Genomic DNA, 20258 nt, shown 5'->3' on the forward strand with positions numbered 1-20258 from the left:
CCCCCCCCCCCGCTTACATTATATACCAGCTCGTCGTGCGGTATCCGCAAGAATGCTTCCACCACCCGGGGGTCAAATTGACTGCCGGCGAACCGCTCCAGTTCCCTGCATGCCCAGTCCCTGGTGAATGCCTTCCTGTATGGTCTGGCGGAGGTCATGGCATCGTAAGTGTCGGCTACGCGGAGTATACGCGCCAGAAGCGGAATTTTTTCACCCGAAAGGCCAGCCGGGTAACCGCCACCCCCATAGTCTTCGTGGTGGTGCCTGACGGCCGCTATTACTGCCTCAGGAAACCGGGCCGGCTCCAAAATTCTGGCCCCCACTTCGGGGTGGTTTTTCACTTCTTCTCTTTCTTCCCGGGTAAGGGGACCGGGCTTGAGAAGAATGTCCTCACGCACGCCAATCTTGCCGATGTCGTGCAAAAGCCCGGCCATATAAACCTGTTCCTGCTCTTCATCACCAAGTCCCAGCAGACGGGCACATGAGCGTGCCCATCTGGCTACCCGGATGGAATGCCCCTTTGTGTATAAGTCCTTGGCCTCCAGTGCCGCTGCCAGCGCCTGTACGGTGCTCAAGTAGTACTCCCGCAGCGCGGCGTAAAGACGCGCGTTCTCCAGCGCCAGGCCCATTTGACTGGCGATGGTCGCCAGGTAGCCGATTTCTTCTTCACCCCAGCGCCGCGGCACGGAGGAATGAAACGCCAGCGTTCCCAACAGTTTTCCCATGGCCAGCACAGGTACCATGGCCATGGATCTGACTTCTATTTCCTGAGGCCGGCATGGCAGATCAATACCGGCCGTATTTATATCTTCTATTGCCATGGGCTCTTTCGCCCGTATTACCTGATTAATCAGGGGACAGGTGGTGCTCGCTGCCGACGAAACACGTACCTCGTTGCATATCCCTTTCTTCAGCCCCTCACCCGCTTTGAGCACCACCTCCCCGTTCTTTTCTTCGTGTACTCGTAACGTGCACCACGGTGTACCAAAATGTTCTCTTAAGCTCGCCAGAGTTCTCTCAACTATCAGGTCCGCATCGAGGCTACTTGCTATCCCCTTCCCCACTTCAATAAGCCATTCCAGCATTGCTGCCCTTTCCTGCACCTTTCGGAAAAGACGGGCATTTTCCAGTGCCAGCCCCAGAGCGGTGCCCAGTGTGGTCAAGAAGACGGTTTCCTCTTCGGTGAAGCGCCGGCCTTCCGGCCTGCCCGCCAGGGTAAGTACCCCCGTCACCTTGCCTCCGACAGTGAGGGGTATTGCAACCGCCGGCCGCTTTTCTTCGGGCGTACGTTCTCCGGGACGGCTGTCAAAGTGAGCGGCTGTAACTTCCCGCCCAACAGCAGCTATTATTTCCCCCGCAGGAATGACCCTCAGTTCGCTGCACGGCTCTATGGTAGCTGCCACTTCGGCATCTGCCGCCTCCACTTCCGTCTCGCCCAGCATTATCACCGAACCGCTGGTGGCACCGGTCAATTCCAGTGCCGCCTGAAGCCCCTGCCGGGCAGCCCCGGCCACCTGCAGGCTGCCGGAAACAGTTTTGCTGAATTCAAATAGGGCGGTCAGTTCGTCTACCCTTTTCTGTAATTCATGCCTGGTGAACAACATCCGGGCCACGGTTTCCGTAACTTCCCGTATCATCTCCATGGCGGTCAAAAGCCGCTCCTCAGGCCAGATGGGTACCGTTTTGGCCGCCGACAGAAGCTCCTTCCGGTCAATGCCGGTTTCCCGGGCCAGCTGCGCCACTGCCTCTTCTGCCAGCGGCTGCAGCGCTACGTTGCCGCCAATCAGTACCGCCACCGTTTCTCCTGCCACCCGTAGGGGTACTACCAGGTGTACCAGACCGGCATGGCAGTTGCGGAGGACCGGTTTCCCCGCGTCCATAGCAGCTCTGGCAGAAACCACACGTGAAGCCGCGCACCTGGCTCTTCCTTCTGGATTAGTATTATTAAGCAGGGCGCAGAAAGAGCACAGGTTGGAGATTTCGATGAGCGGGCTCCCGTCCGGGTATGTGATCAAAGTCGCCAATCCCAGGGCCCGGCTCATACTCTCCTGAAGTTTTTGTAAGCCGATCTGTTTCAGTTCTTCGTAGTATCGCATTAATCTTCCTTTCTCCATAAAATGAACCATATACCTCCTGCTGGCAGTGCTTGCTGGAAAAGACCTGCTTTATTTCGACGTTTTTCAAGAAAATTATTCCCTGTCCATGTCATGGCGTACCATAGCTATCCACCGGGATAGAAATATGTAATACCTTGAAATTTCGATTGAAATGCACGTTTTTCCTGCTTTGCCAGAAAAGAAAATGGTTTGCAAAACCCCCCGGGTCAGGCGACACCTGCCGACAAAAAAACTCCGGGAATGCCGGAGCTATGGAGTGCACTTTACGGGAAAGAATATGGCCGATGATGAACTGGCCCGCAACAAAATGGTGCGGAAGACCGGCCGCCTGGCCGTATCCACCATCACCGGTGGAAGTCATGTGGTGGTGGAATTCAACCGGGGAGAACTGGAGAGGTTGCTGCACTGAAAGGATTGATAGGTGGTGGTCCCGGGAAAAGGGATCCACCACCTCCACATCCACATACAACGGCTGATAAACTCGCTTACAGCAGGCTTTCCAGCTTTTTGGCCAGCACACCCTTGGGGGTATAGCCCACCACCTGCCCCACTGCCTGGCCGCCTTTAAACAAAATCATAGTCGGAATGCTCATCACCCCGTAGCGGCTGGCCAGTTCCCGGTTCTGGTCCACATTGACCTTGGCCACCTTTGCCTTCCCGGCAAATTCCCCGGCCAGCTCATCAATAATGGGAGCCATGCTGCGGCAGGGGCCGCACCAGGGAGCCCAGAAATCCACCAGAACCGGCTGACTGGATTGCAGCACCTCGGTCTCAAAGTTGTTTTCATTTAATTCCAGCGCCATTTGCCTCCACTCCTTTATAACTTTTTAAACTCATAAGCCTATTAACCGGGGCCTCCGGCCCCGGATGGTCAAATACCTCAGCCGCCGGCGGAACCGGATCCCGTCCGTCCGCCGCCACAACCGCCGCCGCCCTTAACCTGCACGGCGCAGCCGGTGATCAGCTGGCTCACTTTTTTGCTCCCGCACCGGGGACAGGTAACCTTATCCCTTTCGCTGATCCCCATCAAAAGCGTAAATTTGTGGCCGCAATCCTCGCAGCGGAAGTCATAAATGGGCATTTTATAAACACCTCCTGCCGGTGAAATTTTTCCTGAAAGGTCAGGCTGCCGTAATGGCCCCGTTGGGGCAGGTGAAGATACATTCTTCACAATCCTGGCACAGCTGCGGGTTCACCCTGGCCAGTTTGGCCTCTACGGTGATGGCCCGGTAAGGACAAACCCGGGCACAGGCCCCACAGCCGGCGCATAAATCCTTGACCACAAAGGCTGCCATGGTTACCGTCTCCCGTTTTTCTTCTATTATACTCTAAATAAACTTCGCTTGCAATATAATTAACAGAAATTTAACTTATAATTTAATATACCCCATAGTGTACCATCATGGTCAGCAAAGATCAACCGGTGTAGATAAAAGAGTGGTGAAGATATCTGTGTCCATAAACCCGTACTGGTAGTACAGGATGAAACGTCATCATTCCAGTTTGCGAAAAAGGCACGGGATAAAAAGAAAACACCATCCGGCCGGGACCGGCCGGCGGGTATGGTCCGGCGGTATGGTCCACCGGCCTGCACTACGGACGCTCATTTAAATCAGAGCGTTTAAACAGCTGAATAAAGTTCAGCACGAACTGCAGTTCCTTCTGGGTCAGGTTGCAAACCAGGCTCAAAACGGCCTGGACATTGGGGTGCATCAGCAGTTCCCGCAGCTCCGGGTTCATCAGACTGAGCATCTGGTCTACAGCACCGGGTTCCATTATAAAATAGCAGGGTGAAACGCCCATAACTTCAGACAGCTTCTCCAGCGTCTTCAGTGAGGGCTGTACTTTTCCCTGCTCAATCTGGCCGATAAGACCGGCGGTGACCCCGGCCAGGTTGGCCAGCTGCGCCTGGGTGAGCCCGTATTCCTCCCGCAGGGCTTTCAGTTTGTGGCCCAGGGAACCCTCCTGTCCCATGATGGAGGTGGGGGAGACATCCAGGCCCTCGGCAATGCGTTTTAAGGTACTCAGGGCCGGATAAACGGTACCCCGTTCAATTTCACTCAAATAGGACAGGGAGATGCCCGCCCTGGCGGCCAGGTCCTGCAGGGAAAGATTCTTTTCCGCCCGCAAAAGGCGTATTTTATCCCCCAGGGACAGGCCGCTGTCGGTGACATCTCCCTCGATAAGCAGCGTTTTGGGTACATTCAGGGCTGCAGCCAGTTTATCAATGGTTTTCAGGGAAGGCCGTTTCGAACCCCGTTCAATTTCACTTAAATAAGAAAGGGACAAATTTGCCCGCCTGGCCAGATCCTGCAGGGTATAACCCCTTTCTTCCCGCAGGGAGCGGATTTTTTCCCCCTTTACAATCATTCACAACACTCCCAAAACAAATTATACTATTATCCTACTATAATTACACTAAGCAGTCAATTCGCCCTGCGAAAAAAAGACCGGCATACTTAAGCCGGCGGCAGTGGTAGAATTTGCTCCATTATTTCCCGGAATACCGGAGCGGCACTTTCACCGCCGCTGATTCCCTCCCGCACCAGCACGGTGATTGTATAACGGGGATCGTGTACTGGTGCGTATCCGGAAAACCAGGCGTTGACCCGCCCGTGGTCGTCCACCTGGGCGGAACCGGTCTTGCCGGCGCTGCCGCAACCGGGCAGATAGGCTTCCCTTCCCACACCGCGGGTGGTCACCTGTTCCATCATTTCCCTCAGCTGGGCAACTACGGAGGGCGGGAGCACCCGGTGACCTTTTTCCACCGGAAAGGTGCGCACCGGCCGGCCCCCGTCGTCCCGCAGTTCCATGACCAGCCGGGGCTGGATATAAGTGCCGTTATTGGCCAGGACATTGATCATGGCCGCCAGCTGTACCGGAGTGGCCAGCACCGGCCCCTGGCCCAGACTGCTGTTTACCAGGTTGTGGGAGGCGGCAATCAGGCCCAGATCCTGGCGCGGGTCCGGGGTAACCGGATAACCGGTAATGGCCTGGTTATCCAGACCGAAACGGCGGGCATATTCAATAATTTTTTCCGGCCCCAGTTCCAACCCCACCCGGACAAAAACGGGGTTGCAGGATTCGGCGAAGGCCCGGCTGAAGTTGATGTTTCCATGGCCGGGGCCGTACCAGCAGCGCACCGGCTCATCTGCACTGCCCCGGCAGGTAAATCTGCTGTCGGGGGTAACCAATCCTTCGGCCAGGGCGGCAGCCGCCACCACCACTTTAAATACTGAGCCGGGTTGAAAAAGGGCGGTGGCCTGATCCATAAAGGTGCCCTTTTCCCCGGTTAAAAGGTAACCGGGCAGGGCTTCCGGGCGGGGATCATAGGCGGGACGGCTGGCCAGGGCCAGGATATCGCCCGTCCGGGTATCCATAACCACCACGGCCCCTTTTTTCACCCGCCGGTCCATGACATTTTCCACCACCTGCTGGATGCGGGCATCGATGGTGGTGACCACATGCCGCCGCCCGGGATCCTTCCGGCCGGAAGCGAACTGCAAACCCAGCCCCGGCAGGGGACGGCCGGCGGCATCCACAAACAACCGGGCTGCATCCCGGGGCCGGGTGGCTTTTAACTCCTGTTCATAAAATTTTTCCAGCCCCGCCTGGCCAATCCAGTCGTTCAGTTGATAGGCCTTCCCGCTGCTGTTTTGTAAGGCAGCCAGTTCCGTCCGGGATTGCGCACGCCCCAGGTAGCCCACCACCTGAACCGCCAGCGGCCTGGGACCATATCTGAAAGATACCGGCAGAACCACTATACCCGGCATACCTTTCTCCCGGATGGTTTCCACCATCCCGGGGGTAAGGTCGCGGGGCAGGTATGCAGGATCCCCGGTCAGGTAGGGAGATATCCGGTCCGCCGGAACCCCCAGGACGGTCCCCAGAAATCTGGCCGCCTCCGTCCGGTCGGGGATCAGGGAGGGAAAGACCACCACCCGGTTTGCCTGCAGCCGACCGGTCAGGGACTGTCCCCGGCGGTCCAGAATGTCGCCCCGCGGGTAATCTTCCAGGTAAAGGGAGCGGGTTTGCCGTTCCAGGGCTAAAAAGGCATATTGCTCCCCCCGCCCGATTTGAATTACTCCCAGGTGCATCAATAGCAGGGCAAAGGCAAGCAAAAAAAAGGAAAATAGAAAAAGCAGGCGTTTGCCGTATACCGTAACAAACCATTCCTTTTCAGCCGTTTTCATCCAATAGCTTGACCGCATAAAGCACCGGCTATACTCCTGCCGCCAAGCAGAAAATAAGGTGCCGGCACCCCGCTTTTGCTTTCCAGCGCCTTACGGGTCAACACCAGGTAGCTGTTTAACATGTAGCGGCCGGGATGGACGAATGCATACGGCCCGGTGCGCAAGCACCTGCGGGGGTATGTGCAACCGGGCTGCGGATGGTACGGGTTTCTTCCAGGAGGAGTTCCCGGGCCAGTATAAGGAGTTCAGGGGGTTGGGGATTAGCGCAGGTATTTGCGTTTATTGGCATTGTGTTCCTCCAGGTTGGTGGCAAAGGCATGGGTGCCGTCGGGCCTGGCCACATAGTAAAGAAAAGGGGTTTTGGCCGGCTGCACGGCGGCCAGCAGGGACGCCTCCCCCGGAGAGGAGATGGGTCCCGGGGGAAGGCCGTTGACCCGGTAGGTGTTATAGGGGGAATCCACCTCCAGATCCTTATAATACAGCTTTGCCCGCTGGCTGCCCAGGGCGTACTGCACCGTGGCATCCACCTGCAGGGGCATCCCCCGCTCCAGCCGGTTGCGAATCACTCCTGATATGATTGTCCTCTCCTCATCCACCCTGGCTTCCCGTTCAATCATGGAAGCGATAATCACCGCCTGGCGGAGGGTTAATCCGGCTTCTTTCGCCCGCCGGGCATAATCCATCTCCTTTAGTTTCCGGTCAAAGCGGGAAAGCATCAGGTCCAGAATCTCATGGGCGGAGGCGCCGTTTCCCACCCGGTAGGTGTCGGGAAAAAGATAGCCTTCCAGGCGGTTGGGACCGGCCGGAACATCCCTTAAAAAGGGGTAATCGAAGCAGTCTTTCGTCGCCGAAGCAAGAAAAGCGTCCCGGCTCACCAGACCCCGCCGCTGCAGCAAATCCGCCGTTTGCACCAGGGTAAAACCTTCGGGAATGGTAAAAACCAGGCCCTCGTCGGTCCCCGTCCCCCTGAGCAGCTGGTGCACAATCTGGGGCAGGGACTGGGCGGTGGTGAACTGGTAGTGGCCGGCCTTAAGCCGGCCATCCACTCCCAGCATGCGGGCATAGTATTTAAAAAACCAGGCGCTGTGCACCAGCCCCTGTTCCTGGAGCAGGCGCCCGATTACGGCACTGGAGGAAGAGGGAGAGATGGTCACCTCCCTGGTTTCCCCCGGGGGATAGCCCGCCGGAGAAAGGAGGATCATAATGCCGGCACCCGCCAGCCACACGGCAAGAAAAATTCCAACCAGCACCGCAAATAACTGTTTTTTCGTTTGGATACCCGGAATTGAACAAACTTTCATAATATAACCTGCCGTTTAGCCGGGACTTTAAATCCATTATACTTTAAACTGCCGTAAAAAAACAGCCGTTGCCACCGGTCACCGCCGGCCGGGAAAGGGAGCTCAGCCGGGAGAGCTCTTTCCGGGCTCCCCGGACCCGGGGGAACAGCTGTTGTTTCCGTACACCGCCCCGGATGTCCCGGGTTCGGTGCGCTCAAGATTACCCGGAGCATCCGTCCCGGGGCCGGTGGGGGCATTCTGTTCCCGGTCAGCAGGCCCGCTGCCGGAAGGATTACTGTCCCCACTGGAGGAACCGTTTCCGGAAATATTCTGTCTACCCGCCGGCTCCTGCGGGGGAATCACCGGGCCGCCGCCGGGTTCCCTGGTCCCCACGGCCACTATCTGGTCCACGGGCTCATAAATGCTGACGGGGAGATTTTCCGTATGGACTACCCCTTTTTCCCGCACCACCCGTTGTGCTTCCACCCGGTAACCCCTGGCTCCCTTTTGTTTGACCACCTCTTCGCCCCGTTTCAAATCGGGATCGGGCTGGCGCACCACTTTGGGTTCCCTCACTTCCGTCACCCGGGTGCGGATTTCCACCGGCACCTTATAGTCCGTATTGCCGTAAATCTTGAATGTCAATTGCCCACCCTGGACAAAAGAACGCACATAGATATAACTTTCCGTATTATTGCGAAAGCGGAAATCAAGGGTACCGTAAACAACGGTGGCGTCACGGCCCATGGGCACATAAGCCACGGGCAGGGAGTGATTGGTACGATCCAGCACTTCCAGATTGGCGAGCAAAACTGCATTATACAGGGTGCTGCTCACCTGGCAGACACCCCCTCCCAGACCGTCCACCACCCTGTTATTCACAATTACCTGGGCATTTTTATATCCCGCTTCGGAACTGCGGGGTCCCACCACTTTGTTAAAAGACACTTCCTGTCCCGGTGGTACCAGGAGCCCGTCCAGGGCGGCAGCGGCCACCCTGATGTTGTAGGTCCGGTCGGTATAGCCGGCGTCAAAGCGGGTGGTATAGGAAGAAAGCAAACCCTTCAATCCCATGGCTTCCACCTGGGCGGTGGTAACCCGGGGCGCCACTTTAACCAGAGCCAGCTCAACCTGCGGATTTTTGCCGGTAGAGAGGGCCGCCAGCAGATCCCGGTAAGCCTTTTCCCCGTCCACCTGCATACCTTCCGCACCGGGAATAATTTCCACGGTATCATCGGGCCGGATACGGAAGGCCGCATCCCGGGGCGGCGTGGCTATTTCCCGGCTCAGGGCGTCCATTCTCCGGTTGAACTGCTCCTTATTGATCACCACGGCCAGGGGCACTGGAAATCCTTCCTGCTTGATCCGCCGCCGTTCCATCCACTGCCGCCACCAGTTGCCTTCCCGGCCGGCTTTAAAGGCGGCGCTGATCATGGTTTCCCCATCCAGGTGCAGGCCGATCTCCCCGGGTGAAAGTTTCCAGCTGCGATCCTGATAAAGCAGCACCACCGGTGAACTGCTCAGTTCCCCTTCCAGTGATGCCAGGGCTCTCCGGCAGCCGTCCCGGTCCAGTCCGGATAGATCCACCGACGCCGCCCGCACGCCCGGGAACACCTTTTCAGCCCCCCGGGCCACAAAGGTGGCCCCCAAAACCAGCATGGTGCCGGTGACCAGTCCAACCAACACCAGTAATAGTGTCCAGCGAAATCTTTTCCCGGTCATTTTTTCTCCCCCCCTTCATAAGACGACAATCATGGGCAAAAGGTTCCATTCATAAAAAACAAAAAAAGCTGGATGTCACAGGTACCCCTGCCCCCAGCTTTCCAATACCGGTAAATTTAAGAATCCGTATCAGCCACCATTTCTTCCCAGTAGTCGGCCACCTTTTCCCATTCTTCATCATCTTCAATGTCCACCAGGATTTCGTTGCCCTCTTCATCCCGCTCAAATTTGAGGATAATGGCTTCTCCCTCATCCTCTTCCGTTTGTTCCAGCGGAAGCAGGATAGCATATTCTGAACCATCCACCTGGACAATGTCAATTACTTCAAAATCTTTCTCCTGGCCTTCCTCGTCCACCAGGGTAATTACTTCTTCCTGTTCATGTTCGTGATCATGATCGTGTTCGGACATACTCCCCACCTCTTTTTTACAAGTTGTGCCTATTCTATCCCAAACTCAACCTTTTGTCAAGGAACAGGAATTAATCGCCCGATGTTTTACCTTTTTCGCCTGCTTTACCCCGGGCATCCAGATAGCTCTGTAATATAAGCACCGCCGCCATTTTATCGATGACTTTTTTCCGTTTCGCCCGGCTCACATCGGCGGCCAGCAGAATTCTTTCCGCACCGGCGGTGCTCAAACGCTCGTCCCAGGTTTCCACCGGGCAGTGCAACCTGCGTTCGAGCAAGCGGGCAAAACGCAGCACCTTTTGCCCCCTTTCCCCCAGGGTGCCGTTCATGTTCCAGGGCAGTCCCACCACCACCCGCTCCACCCGGTACTCCTTTACCAGCTGGAGAAGCCTCTGTAAATCCTCTTCCCCCGAACTGCGCCGGATTACCTCCACCCCCTGGGCCGTCCATCCCAGGGGATCGCTCACCGCCACCCCAATGGTTTTATCCCCCACATCCAGCCCCATTATACGCACCGGCGCTCAACTCCTGCCCCTGTCAGATGACCCTGATGCAGAACTCGGGGCAAACCGCTCCACAATAGCCGCACAGCCGGCAGCGGGATGTGTCCACCACCGCCCGGCCGCCAACCAGGGACAGCGCCCCGGCGGTACACCTTTCCACACAGCAACCGCATCCCCGGCACCAGCTTTCTATATGCAGGCGTCGTTTTACCGTGCCCACCCGGTGACGGAGATCTTCCGGCACGGGTTGCCCGCTGAAAACAGCCACGTTGAAGTCCACTTCCGCCGGAGTGCGCATGCCCACCGCCACACTGGCAAGATGGGGAATGTTCAGGACAAAGGCCAGCGCCTCCTCCACGGAAGGGATCAGGTTCCCCCCGCCCAGGGCTTTCATGCCATACAGGCCCTTGCCAAAAACAGCAGCCTCAGCAATGGCTTCCAGCATGTCCTCCCGGGTTCCGCCCTGGATGCCCACCCCGGTCAGGTTAATCAGAGGATGAATAACATCGAATTCCGGGATGCGGGCCGCCGCCCGCACACCCTCCACGCAGTGGGTGGAAATGCCGATGGCCCGCACCAGGCCGGCCTTTTTGGCCTCCAAAAGATACTCCACGGCATCCCAATGTCCCCGGATGGTCCGGTAGGATTCCTGTTCGTGGAGCAGAAAAATGTCCAGATAATCCCGTTTCAACTCCCGCAGTGCCTTTTCCAAACTTTCCTGCATACCCCGGCGGGTGTAGGCATAGGACTTGGTTGCGATTACAACCTCCCGCTCCATGTCCTTAAGGGCTTTTTGAATATAGGGGTAGGTCCGGTAGTATTCCGCCGTATCGATAAAATTAACCCCTGCTTCCAGTGCCCGGCGGATCACCCCGGCACCGTCCTCCAGGGACAGAGCGGCCTGCAGGGGTCCCACCGTCAGGGCACCGAAACAAAGGCGCGACACTTTAATACCCGTTTGCCCCAGTATCCGGTAATCCAAGTATCCCTTCCTCTCCCCGGTCATTCCCTCAAGTAATGCCGCACCAGTTCTTCCAGAAGTTCATCCCTTTCCAGCCTCCGGATCATGCCGCGGGCATTGTTATGGCTGGTGATGTAGGCCGGGTCACCGGATAAAAGATAGCCTACAAGCTGGTTGATGGGATTGTAACCCTTTTCCTTCAGGGCGGCATAAACCGAAAGCAATATTTCCCTGGCCTGGTTCATTTCCTCGGGCTCTACCCTGAACATCACCGTCTTTTCCGAAATATCCCCGGTCACGGCACAGGACCCCCTTCTAAGAATATAACCCTCCTGGGGATCTATATTCGTTAACTCCGCCGGTTTTCCTCTATTGCTAAAAAATGCACTGTAAAAATAGATAAATGACCTTCAACTTAACCTTTCAGCTGTCCCATGGCCACCGTGTAAGCCCGGTCCAGGGCTTCCTGCAGGCGGGAGGGATCCTTCCCCCCGGCACTGGCCATGTCCGGCCGCCCGCCACCGCCTCCGCCCACAATGGGGGCAATTTCCTTCACCAGTTTGCCTGCATGCAGGCCCCGGAGCACCAGATCCCCGGTCACGGCCGCCACCAGGTTTACCCTTTCGCCGGCGGGGCTGGCCAGCAGGATCACCGCCGAGCCGAGCCGGTCCCGCAGCAAATCCACCATGGCCCGCAGGCTGTCCATATCCGGGGCCGTGGTCCGGGCAGCCAGGAATTTGGCGCCGTCCAGTTCCCTGACCTTTTCCAAAAGGCTCTGCACCTCAAAACGGGCCAGCCGGGCGCGCAGCCCCTCCGCTTCCCGCTCCAGTTCCCTGTGTTCCCTGACCAGCGCCTCCACCCTGGCGACCACCTCCGCCGGGGAAGCCTTCACCAGCTCCGCAATATGGGCCAGCTGTTCCTCTCTGGCACTGACATAGCGCAGCGCCCCCGGCCCGGTAACGGCCTCCACCCGGCGCAGGCCGGCGCCCACACTGCTTTCGCTGATTAATTTGAACAACCCAACCTCGGCGGTGTTGCGTACGTGGGTGCCCCCACAAAGCTCCAGGCTGAAATCGCCCATTTTCACCAGCCGCACATTTTCGCCATATTTTTCGTCAAAAAGGGCGGCCGCCCCCCGGGCCCGGGCCTCTTCCAGGGTGGTGATCTCCGTTTCCACCGGCAGGCTGTCCAGGATGGCCCCGTTGACCATCTCTTCCACCCGCCGCATTTCTTCCGGCGAAACCGGAGCATAATGGGTAAAGTCGAAACGCAGCCGGTCCGGTTCCACCAGGGAACCGGCCTGATGCACATGGCCGCCCAGCACTTCTTTCAGGGATTTATGCAGCAAATGGGTGGCCGAGTGATTGCGTGCCGTATCCCGGCGGCGGGCAACGTCAACTTTCACCCGGACACTGTCATTCTCTTTTAAAATGCCGTTTTCCACCTTTCCCCGGTGGACAAAAAGGCCCTCCACGGGACGGAAAACATCCGTCACCCGCACCTCCAGGGCCGGGGCTTCCACCCCGGCGTGGTCCGCCACCTGCCCGCCCGAGGCGGCATAACAGGGGGTAACGTCCAGAATGAATTCCACCTCTTCACCGGCCACGGCCTGTTTTACCGGCCGGCCGTCTTTGATGAGAGCCAGCACCCGGGCACCGGTTTCCAGGACATCATAACCCACAAAACGGGTTTCCCCCAACTGTTCCCGCAGGGACTTGTAAAAGGCACCGGCTTCCGAAAGGTATTCCGTTTCCTGCCGGGCGCTGCGGGCCCTCTCCCGCTGCTCTTCCATAGCCGCGGCAAAACCGTCCTCGTCCACGGTCAGCCCCTCTTCGGCGGCCATCTCCCTGGTCAGTTCCAGCGGGAACCCGTAAGTATCGTAAAGGCGGAAGGCCTCCCGGCCGTCAATGACGGTTCGGCCGGCATTGCGGGCTTCCTGCACCAGCCGGTTGAGAATTTCCGTGCCCTGGGCCAGGGTTTCCCCGAAGCGTTCCTCTTCGCTGCGGATAACCCGCAGAACGTGATCTTTGTTGGCCGGCAGTTCCGGATAGACATCGGCCATCTGCCGGATCACCGCACCGGAAACCCGGTACAGGAAGGGCTCGTTTAGCCCCAGCAGGCGGCCGAAGCGCAGCGCCCGGCGGATTAAACGGCGCAGGACGTAGCCCCGGCCCTCGTTGGAAGGCAGGGCACCGTCGGCAATGGCAAAGGTCACGGCCCGGCAGTGATCGGCTATAACCTTCAGGGCCATGTCTGTTTTTTTCTCCGCACCATATTCCCGGTTGACCAGCCCGGCCGTATAATCCATGATTTCCCGGAAAAGATCGGTATCAAAATTGCTGTTAACCCCCTGCAGCACCGAGGCCACCCGTTCCAGTCCCATGCCGGTGTCAATGCCTTTACTGGCCAGGGGGGTGTAGTTGCCGGCCTCATCACGGAAAAACTGGATAAAAACCAGGTTCCAGATTTCCAGGTAACGGTCGCAGTCGCAGCCCACCCGGCATTCGGGGGAGCCACAGCCCCGTTCTTCCCCCAGGTCTATATAAATTTCCGAACAGGGGCCGCAGGGACCGACCCCGATTTCCCAGAAGTTGGTATCCTTGCCCATGCGTACAATGCGCTCCGCGGGCACCCCCACTTCCCGGTGCCAGATATCAAAGGCCTCATCATCGTCCAGGTAAATGGAAATCCACAGTTTTTCCGCCGGCAGGCCCAGCACCCGGGTGGTGAATTCCCAGGCCCAGGGGATGGCTTTTTCTTTGAAGTAATCGCCAAAGGAAAAATTGCCCAGCATTTCAAAAAAGGTGTGGTGCCGGGCGGTACGGCCCACCTCTTCTATATCGGGCGTACGCAGGCATTTCTGGCAGGTGGTCACCCGGAGCATCTCCGGTTTGGCCGTACCGGTAAAATAAGGTTTAAAGGGCACCATTCCTGCGGCAGTCCACAAAATGCTGGGATCGTTGGTGGGGATCAACGAAGCGCTGGGTAAAATGCGATGTCCCCGTTCTTCAAAAAACTTTAGAAATTTTTCCCTGATTTCTTTTCCGGTCACCAAACCTTACCTCCAGTCATAAAAAGAAAACCACCCCGCTGGCATCCGGGGAAGTCCCTCCCTTTTTCGCTGTAATTATACAAAATCAGCCTCTGGCGTGTCAAGGGACTGGCTTTGAAGACCGGAAAGCCTGAGAAACAAAAGGAAAAAGTGAGGCGGCGCCTCACTTTTACCGGTCACGGATGATCTCGCTGACCCTGCCGGTTACCCCCCGGAGCATCCGGCGAGTCCTGGACATGGGACCCGTCCGGCGGGTAATGCGAAAAATATTTTTCCCCCCGGGCTTTCTTTGTGGTGGGCCCATAATCATACCCAGCAGTGCACCCACCACACTACCGGCAACCATACCACGCCAGAATCCCAGACGCACCGCCTTCACCCCCTGGCCAATTTTTAAAGAAGGAACTGGTTATGCGGGTCAAAGGCCACCAGGCTGCCGTCTTCGGCCACCTCGTAAATCTGGACTCCTTCCTTGTTCAGGCGGTATTCTACACAACAATCCCAGCAATAATATTGATCCTGGCCCACTTTTCCCGTGGCTTTGCCACCACATACCGGGCACTGCAAAAAGAATTCGCCTCCTGTGAAAAGTCCTTCTCAAAAGGCATTATGCCCGGTAACAACGTAAAAAATACACCCGCCGGAGAGTTAAAAATCCTTGAGCCCAAAAAGTTAGATAAAAAAAACAACCGGCGTTTATATGGTATCTATTTCCAGAAAATCGACCCCTTCGGGGGAAAATTTACCGGCACTTCCTTTGGGCGATTATACCGCCACCCACCACGCAGCCGCCCAGGTAGAACACCACCGCCTGACCCGGGGTGATGGCCCGCTGGGGACGGTGAAAATGCACCTCCACCCGGCCGTCCTCCCGGGGACTGATCCGGGCCGGTGCCGGACGGGCGTTATACCGGATCTGGGCTTCCACATCCATGGGCTCGGATAACCGGTCAATCAAAATAAAGTTTAAGTCCTCCGCCACCAGCTCCTCCCCCATGATGGCCTCCACGGGCCCCAGGATCACCGCATTGCGTTTTGGATCCATATCCACCACATATAGCCTTTCCCCGGCGGCGATACCCAGTCCCCGCCGCTGCCCGATGGTATAAAAGGGAATCCCCCGGTGCCGCCCGATGACATTGCCGGCCAGATCCAGAAAGGGTCCCGGTTTGATTTTCTCGCCGGCCCGTTCTTCCAAAAAACGATGGTAATCATCATCGGGAATAAAACAGATCTCCTGGCTTTCCGGTTTTTCCGCCACCGGTAAATCCCTTTCGGCGGCCATGCGGCGCACCTGGTCCTTGGTATACTCCCCCAGCGGCATCAAAGTATGGGCCATCTGCTCCTGGGTCAGGTTGTACAACACGTAGGTTTGATCCTTCCGGGAATCCTCTGCCCGGCATAACAAATAACGGTTGCGCCGGGGATCAAAGACAATGCGGGCGTAGTGACCGGTGGCCACATATTGGGCGCCCAGAGCCCGGGCTTTATTGAGCAACGCTTCAAACTTTATGTAACGGTTGCAGGCAATACAGGGGTTGGGCGTGCGGCCCCGCAGGTACTCTCTGGTAAAATAATCCACCACCTTTTCCGCAAAAATGTGCCGGAAATTCATCACATAATAGGGAATGCCCAGCCGGTCGGCCACCCGGCGGGCATCATCCACCGCGGCCAGGGAGCAGCAACCCACATGCTCCCCGGCCACCTCGGTGATTGCCGGGTCCCAGATCTGCATGGTCACCCCGATTACTGCGAATCCCTGTTCAACCAGAAGGGCGGCGGTGACCGAACTGTCCACGCCGCCGCTCATGGCCACAACGACCCTCGGTTTCATTATTTCACCTTTTGTTGTTTACTGCGATAGTCCTCAATGGCCGCGTGCAGGGCGTCGGCCGCCAGGTTGGAGCAGTGCATTTTCTGGGGAGGCAGCCCGTCCAGGGCTTCGGCCACCTGCTTATTGCTGATTTTCATGGCTTCATCCAGGGTCTTGCCCTTGACCATTTCCGTCACCATACTGCTGGTGGCGATGGCTGCACCACAGCCGAAGGTCTTGAATTTTATGTCTTCAATTACATTGTCTTTTACCTTGATATAAATTTTCATAATATCCCCGCATACGGGATTACCCACCTGTCCCACCCCGTCGGCGTCGGCAATCTCGCCCACATTGCGCGGGTTGGCAAAATGATCCATGACCTTTTCCGAATACATCCGCTTTTAGACCTCCCCGTAAAATAGTATTGAGCCAGATAACCGTCCTATGCCCGGCAGGAATGGCTCACCCGGCAGCCGTTGCACTGGCCGGAAAGGGCGAACTCCGTCTCCTGATCCAGGGGGGACATGGCCCGCAACCGCTCCACAATGGGCGGCATTACTTCCAGGAAATAATCCACATCTTCTTCCGTGTTGTCCCGGCCCAGGGTGAGGCGGATGGAACCATGGGCCACTTCGTGGGGAATGCCCATGGCCAGGAGAACATGGGACGGCTCCAGGGAACCGGAGGTACAGGCGGAACCGCTGGAGGCGGCAATGCCCTGCATATCCAGGCTTAAAAGCATGGATTCGCCTTCGACAAATTCAAAGCAAAAGCTGGCATGGTTGGGCAGGCGGTGTACCGGATGCCCCGTCAGGCTTACGTGACTGATCCTGCCGGTCACTTCCCGGATCAATTTATCCCGCAGGCGGGTCAGGTGGGCCGCTTCTGCTTCCATATTTTGCATGGCCAGCTCCGTAGCTTTGCCCAGGCCGACAATACCGGGTGTGTTTTCCGTGCCGGCCCGGCGCAGCTTTTCCTGGGCACCCCCGTGGAACAGGGTTTGTCTCCACCGGCTGCCCTTGCGGATGTACAGGGCGCCGATACCCTTGGGCCCGTATATCTTGTGCCCGGAAATGCTTAACAGATCCACATTCAGTTCATCCACATTGACGGGAATCTTGCCAAAACTTTGTACGGCGTCGGTATGGAAGAGAATACCCTTTTCCCGGGCCAGGCGGCCGATCTCCCGGATGGGCATGATGGTGCCCACTTCGTTATTGGCGTGCATGATGGTGATCAGGATGGTCTTATCGGTGATGGCGGCCGCCACGTCTTCCACGCTGACCATGCCGTACTTGTCCACCGGCAGGATGGTGATGGTAAATCCCTGCTTGCCCAGGGCTTTCACCGTATTTAACACGGCGTGGTGTTCCACGGCGGAGGTAATGATGTGGTTGCCCCGGTTGAGATTGGTATAGGCCACACCATGGATGGCCATGTTATCGGCTTCAGTGCCGCCGCTGGTAAAGACGATTTCCCGCGGATCGGCGCCCAGGGCCGCCGCCACCTTCTCCCTGGCCTCTTCCACCGCCTTCCTGGCCTGACGGCCGAAGGAATGCAGGCTGGTGGGGTTACCGTAATTATCCCTTAAAAAACGGCACATTTCCTCCACCACTGCCGGATGCACCGGCGTGGTGGCGCTGTGGTCGAAATAGACTCGACGGGTCATCTACAACTGCCTCCTTATAGTGAAATGAGAGGTAAGAGGTTGGAGGTGGGATTAAGTAGAAACCGGCTGCGCCATTTTCTGTATAAACCTCCTTCAAAATCCCATTTTCATCCTCCATGGTGCCGCTATTAGCGGCATGGGTGACTCCTTAATATTTGGTCGATGGTCCAGAATGTCATACGCCCCCGGCACTTATAAATATACTGGCCTTTTTCAGGTACTGCTATTACTGTTGTTCATTTTGCCCTCCAGGTTCCCGGACCCTGGCCGCATCCCGGCACATATCGGCCAGGCTGATGGAATCCAGCACCTGGGCAATGCTGTCCCTTACCCGCGCCCAGACGGTACGGGAAATACAGCAATCGGCCTGGTCACATTCCTTGGGATCCACTTCATTGACACATTCCACCGGCGCAATGGGTCCTTCCAGGATCCGGATTACCTCTCCGACCATGATTTTTTCCGGATCCCTGGCCAGAATATATCCCCCCTGGGCTCCCCGGACGCTTCTGACCAGGCCGGCTTTACGCAACATGGCCATCAACTGTTCCAGATAGTGTTCGGAGAGATTCTGCCTTTGGGCCACGCTTTTTAAAGAAACAGGTGCGACCCCGTAATGCTGGGCCAGATCAAACATGGCCTTCAGACCGTAATGTCCCCTGGTGGAAAGTCGCAAATCGTCACCTCCCGGAAGGAGTTTTGAATCCTTTTTCGAATCCACAGTAAATTACTCGGGATTACCCCCGATACAATATTAGCACAGGAAAAACGGCCTGTCAATAAAACCAAGCAAATTACTATGGATTACCCCACGGTAAAAATTGCGTGGGTCATGCCAAAAGTAAAGGGCCGGCCCTGTTGAGCCGGCGCCAACCAGTCAGTTGAAATGGCCCGTTCAGCTGGCTTTGATCAGGGCGAGAAAATCGCCGCCCAGCTTGGTTACACTGCAGATTTTACTCTTACCCTCGGTGGATACATCTACCAGGCCCAGGGCGTACAGTTGCATGACCACATGATCCAGGACCGCCCGTTTTACCTTGGCCGTCAGGGAGAGCTCTTCTTTGTTCATGCTCCCCTGCTCCAGCAGGGCGTGCAACACCCGCTCCGCCTCGCCGGGCAGGCGGTCATTCACCCTCTGGAAATACTCCACCAGGCTGATTCCAGTCATTTCTCTCACCTCCCCCGTAAACCCATCAAAATATTAATCTTTTGGACCTTGCTAATAGTATGGTCATTTCTTTAACCAAATAATACAGCCGGACTAAAAAAAAGTTTAAAAAAATTAAAAAGCACGTTTCCAATGAAACGTGCCCAAAGGACTTTATCATGGTAAATATTATAAGTGCTTTTCCAGGATGGCCTTTAACTCTTTTTTAGTTTTAAAACCTATGGAACGTTCCAGTTCCTGCCCGTTCTTAAAAACAATCAATGTGGGAATACTGATCACCCTGTAATCGGCCGCCGTTTTCTGGTTTTCATCCACATTTAGCTTGGCAACCTGTACCTTGCCCTCATATTCTTCCGCGATTTCCTCCACCACCGGAGCAATCATTTTACACGGACCGCACCACGCCGCCCAAAAATCCACCAGTACGGGAGTCCGGGCTGCCGATACGAATTCACTGAAATTGCTGTCGGTTAAAATATGAATTCTTTCGCTGGCCATTATCTTTCTCTCCTTTCCCCAATAGGCTGACCGCCAGATACCCCCAAACAAGCAGCTAACCGTCCATCTCCCATTATAATACCCGTTGAAAGTTCCTGTCAATTCATTTATGGTTAACCACTGAAAGGATAAAAGTTAAATATTGTTTCCCCGGCGGGCCAGAAGATCCCGCACCACCACACCGGCCAGGATGAATCCGGCCACCGGCGGTACAAAGGAAATACTCCCCGGCACCGTCCGGCCATTGTCCGGCGCAGTTCCCCTTGACGGCAGGGGAGGTTCGGTGGAAAACACCACCTTAACCCCGGTGTGAATACCCCGTTCCCGCAATCTCCGGCGAACGACCCGCGCCAGGGGACAGACCGCAGTTTCCGCAATGTCCGCCACCCGGAAGGCGGTGGGGTCCAGCTTATTGCCGGCACCCATGGCCGAAACCACCGGGATGCCCCGGCAAACACAGCCGGCCAGCAGATCCACCTTGGCCGGCCCATCGTCAATGGCATCAACCACATAATCAGGGGTATCACTGAGAAAACGCTCACCATCGCCGGGCGTATAGCGTTCCACCCGGGCTTCCACCACCAGCCGGGGATTGATTTGCCTGGTTCGTTCGGCCATGAGAAGGGCTTTGGGTTTCCCCAGGGTGGAGAGCAGTGCATGGATTTGCCGGTTGATATTGCTGGGTGCCACGCAATCGCAGTCAATGAGTACCAGGTTGCCCACACCGGCCCTGGCCAGGGCCTCGGCGGCATAAGAACCCACCCCGCCCAGACCAAAAACCATTACCCGGCTGTTTTGCAATACTTCCAGCCCTTCCTGACCGATCAGCAACTCCGTACGGGCGAATATGTCTTCCACGCCATACCTCCG

22 protein-coding genes and 1 pseudogene are annotated in these 20258 nt (G+C 56.7%); 1 reads left to right on the forward strand and 22 read right to left on the reverse strand.

What is annotated here, in order from left to right:
* Positions 1-2096, reverse strand: a 2096-nt coding sequence (locus GFC01_RS07755; protein WP_194174863.1) for a PocR ligand-binding domain-containing protein, incomplete at its 3' end; no start/stop codon positions are given.
* 274 nt (positions 2097-2370) lie between these two features.
* Between GFC01_RS07755 and GFC01_RS07760 the strand changes: the two are divergent.
* Positions 2371-2526 (forward strand): annotated as a pseudogene (locus GFC01_RS07760) (glutaredoxin family protein); the annotation flags it as partial.
* 76 nt (positions 2527-2602) lie between these two features.
* Here GFC01_RS07760 and trxA (GFC01_RS07765) read toward each other — a convergent pair.
* From trxA (GFC01_RS07765) to GFC01_RS07860, 21 genes are all read right to left on the reverse strand, one after another.
* Positions 2603-2920: a thioredoxin gene (gene trxA / locus GFC01_RS07765; RefSeq protein WP_152946070.1), complete on the reverse strand. Its 318-nt coding sequence runs from the start codon at positions 2918-2920 to the stop codon at positions 2603-2605.
* A 77-nt stretch (positions 2921-2997) separates the two neighbouring features.
* Complete coding sequence (locus tag GFC01_RS07770; RefSeq protein ID WP_152946071.1) at positions 2998-3198, reverse strand: FmdB family zinc ribbon protein; 201 nt, start codon at positions 3196-3198, stop codon at positions 2998-3000.
* A gap of 40 nt (positions 3199-3238) precedes the next feature.
* Positions 3239-3412: a 4Fe-4S binding protein gene (locus GFC01_RS07775; RefSeq protein WP_152946072.1), complete on the reverse strand. Its 174-nt coding sequence runs from the start codon at positions 3410-3412 to the stop codon at positions 3239-3241.
* 298 nt (positions 3413-3710) lie between these two features.
* Positions 3711-4487, reverse strand: coding sequence for a helix-turn-helix domain-containing protein (locus tag GFC01_RS07780; RefSeq protein ID WP_152946073.1), 777 nt, complete (start codon positions 4485-4487; stop codon positions 3711-3713).
* Between the two features lie 89 nt (positions 4488-4576).
* Positions 4577-6328: a peptidoglycan D,D-transpeptidase FtsI family protein gene (locus GFC01_RS07785; protein ID WP_243137342.1), complete on the reverse strand. Its 1752-nt coding sequence runs from the start codon at positions 6326-6328 to the stop codon at positions 4577-4579.
* 242 nt (positions 6329-6570) lie between these two features.
* The gene (gene mltG / locus GFC01_RS07790) at positions 6571-7611 is read right to left on the reverse strand and encodes an endolytic transglycosylase MltG (protein ID WP_152946074.1); all 1041 of its coding nucleotides are present in this window, start codon (positions 7609-7611) and stop codon (positions 6571-6573) included.
* 102 nt (positions 7612-7713) lie between these two features.
* Positions 7714-9312 (reverse strand): VanW family protein, encoded by a 1599-nt coding sequence (locus tag GFC01_RS07795; protein WP_152946075.1) that lies wholly within the window; start codon positions 9310-9312, stop codon positions 7714-7716.
* A 116-nt stretch (positions 9313-9428) separates the two neighbouring features.
* Positions 9429-9722, reverse strand: coding sequence for a DUF1292 domain-containing protein (locus GFC01_RS07800; RefSeq protein WP_152946076.1), 294 nt, complete (start codon positions 9720-9722; stop codon positions 9429-9431).
* Between the two features lie 70 nt (positions 9723-9792).
* Positions 9793-10236: a Holliday junction resolvase RuvX gene (gene ruvX, locus GFC01_RS07805; protein ID WP_341473829.1), complete on the reverse strand. Its 444-nt coding sequence runs from the start codon at positions 10234-10236 to the stop codon at positions 9793-9795.
* A gap of 22 nt (positions 10237-10258) precedes the next feature.
* A complete protein-coding gene (locus tag GFC01_RS07810) occupies positions 10259-11206 on the reverse strand; it encodes an aldo/keto reductase (RefSeq protein WP_152946077.1) in 948 nt (315 codons plus the stop codon).
* 20 nt (positions 11207-11226) lie between these two features.
* The gene (locus GFC01_RS07815) at positions 11227-11454 is read right to left on the reverse strand and encodes an IreB family regulatory phosphoprotein (protein WP_152946126.1); all 228 of its coding nucleotides are present in this window, start codon (positions 11452-11454) and stop codon (positions 11227-11229) included.
* A gap of 146 nt (positions 11455-11600) precedes the next feature.
* Positions 11601-14237 (reverse strand): alanine--tRNA ligase, encoded by a 2637-nt coding sequence (alaS, locus tag GFC01_RS07820; RefSeq protein ID WP_341473831.1) that lies wholly within the window; start codon positions 14235-14237, stop codon positions 11601-11603.
* A 169-nt stretch (positions 14238-14406) separates the two neighbouring features.
* Entirely contained in the window at positions 14407-14607 is a 201-nt protein-coding gene (locus GFC01_RS07825; protein WP_341473832.1) for a YtxH domain-containing protein, read from the reverse strand.
* A gap of 23 nt (positions 14608-14630) precedes the next feature.
* Positions 14631-14804, reverse strand: coding sequence for a hypothetical protein (locus GFC01_RS18750; RefSeq protein ID WP_194174865.1), 174 nt, complete (start codon positions 14802-14804; stop codon positions 14631-14633).
* A gap of 175 nt (positions 14805-14979) precedes the next feature.
* Complete coding sequence (mnmA, locus tag GFC01_RS07830) at positions 14980-16071, reverse strand: tRNA 2-thiouridine(34) synthase MnmA (RefSeq protein WP_152946079.1); 1092 nt, start codon at positions 16069-16071, stop codon at positions 14980-14982.
* On the reverse strand, positions 16071-16448 hold the full coding sequence (gene nifU, locus GFC01_RS07835) for a Fe-S cluster assembly scaffold protein NifU (protein WP_152946080.1): 378 nt from the start codon (positions 16446-16448) through the stop codon (positions 16071-16073). Before nifU ends, mnmA begins: the two co-directional genes overlap by 1 nt.
* A 47-nt stretch (positions 16449-16495) precedes the next feature.
* Positions 16496-17722, reverse strand: a complete 1227-nt coding sequence (gene nifS / locus GFC01_RS07840) for a cysteine desulfurase NifS (RefSeq protein WP_152946081.1) — start codon at positions 17720-17722, stop codon at positions 16496-16498.
* A 226-nt stretch (positions 17723-17948) separates the two neighbouring features.
* Positions 17949-18398: an RrF2 family transcriptional regulator gene (locus tag GFC01_RS07845; protein ID WP_152946082.1), complete on the reverse strand. Its 450-nt coding sequence runs from the start codon at positions 18396-18398 to the stop codon at positions 17949-17951.
* Between the two features lie 219 nt (positions 18399-18617).
* On the reverse strand, positions 18618-18890 hold the full coding sequence (locus GFC01_RS07850) for a transcriptional regulator (protein ID WP_152946083.1): 273 nt from the start codon (positions 18888-18890) through the stop codon (positions 18618-18620).
* Positions 18891-19058: 168 nt separating this feature from the next.
* Positions 19059-19388, reverse strand: a complete 330-nt coding sequence (gene trxA, locus GFC01_RS07855) for a thioredoxin (RefSeq protein WP_152946084.1) — start codon at positions 19386-19388, stop codon at positions 19059-19061.
* Between the two features lie 135 nt (positions 19389-19523).
* Positions 19524-20246 carry a tRNA threonylcarbamoyladenosine dehydratase gene (locus tag GFC01_RS07860; RefSeq protein ID WP_341473833.1) on the reverse strand — a complete coding sequence of 241 codons (723 nt, stop codon included), beginning with the start codon at positions 20244-20246 and terminating at the stop codon, positions 19524-19526.
* Positions 20247-20258: the final 12 nt, after the last annotated feature.

Origin of the sequence: Desulfofundulus thermobenzoicus (assembly GCF_009428905.1) — a bacterium.
GTDB lineage: Bacteria > Bacillota > Desulfotomaculia > Desulfotomaculales > Desulfovirgulaceae > Desulfofundulus_A > Desulfofundulus_A thermobenzoicus.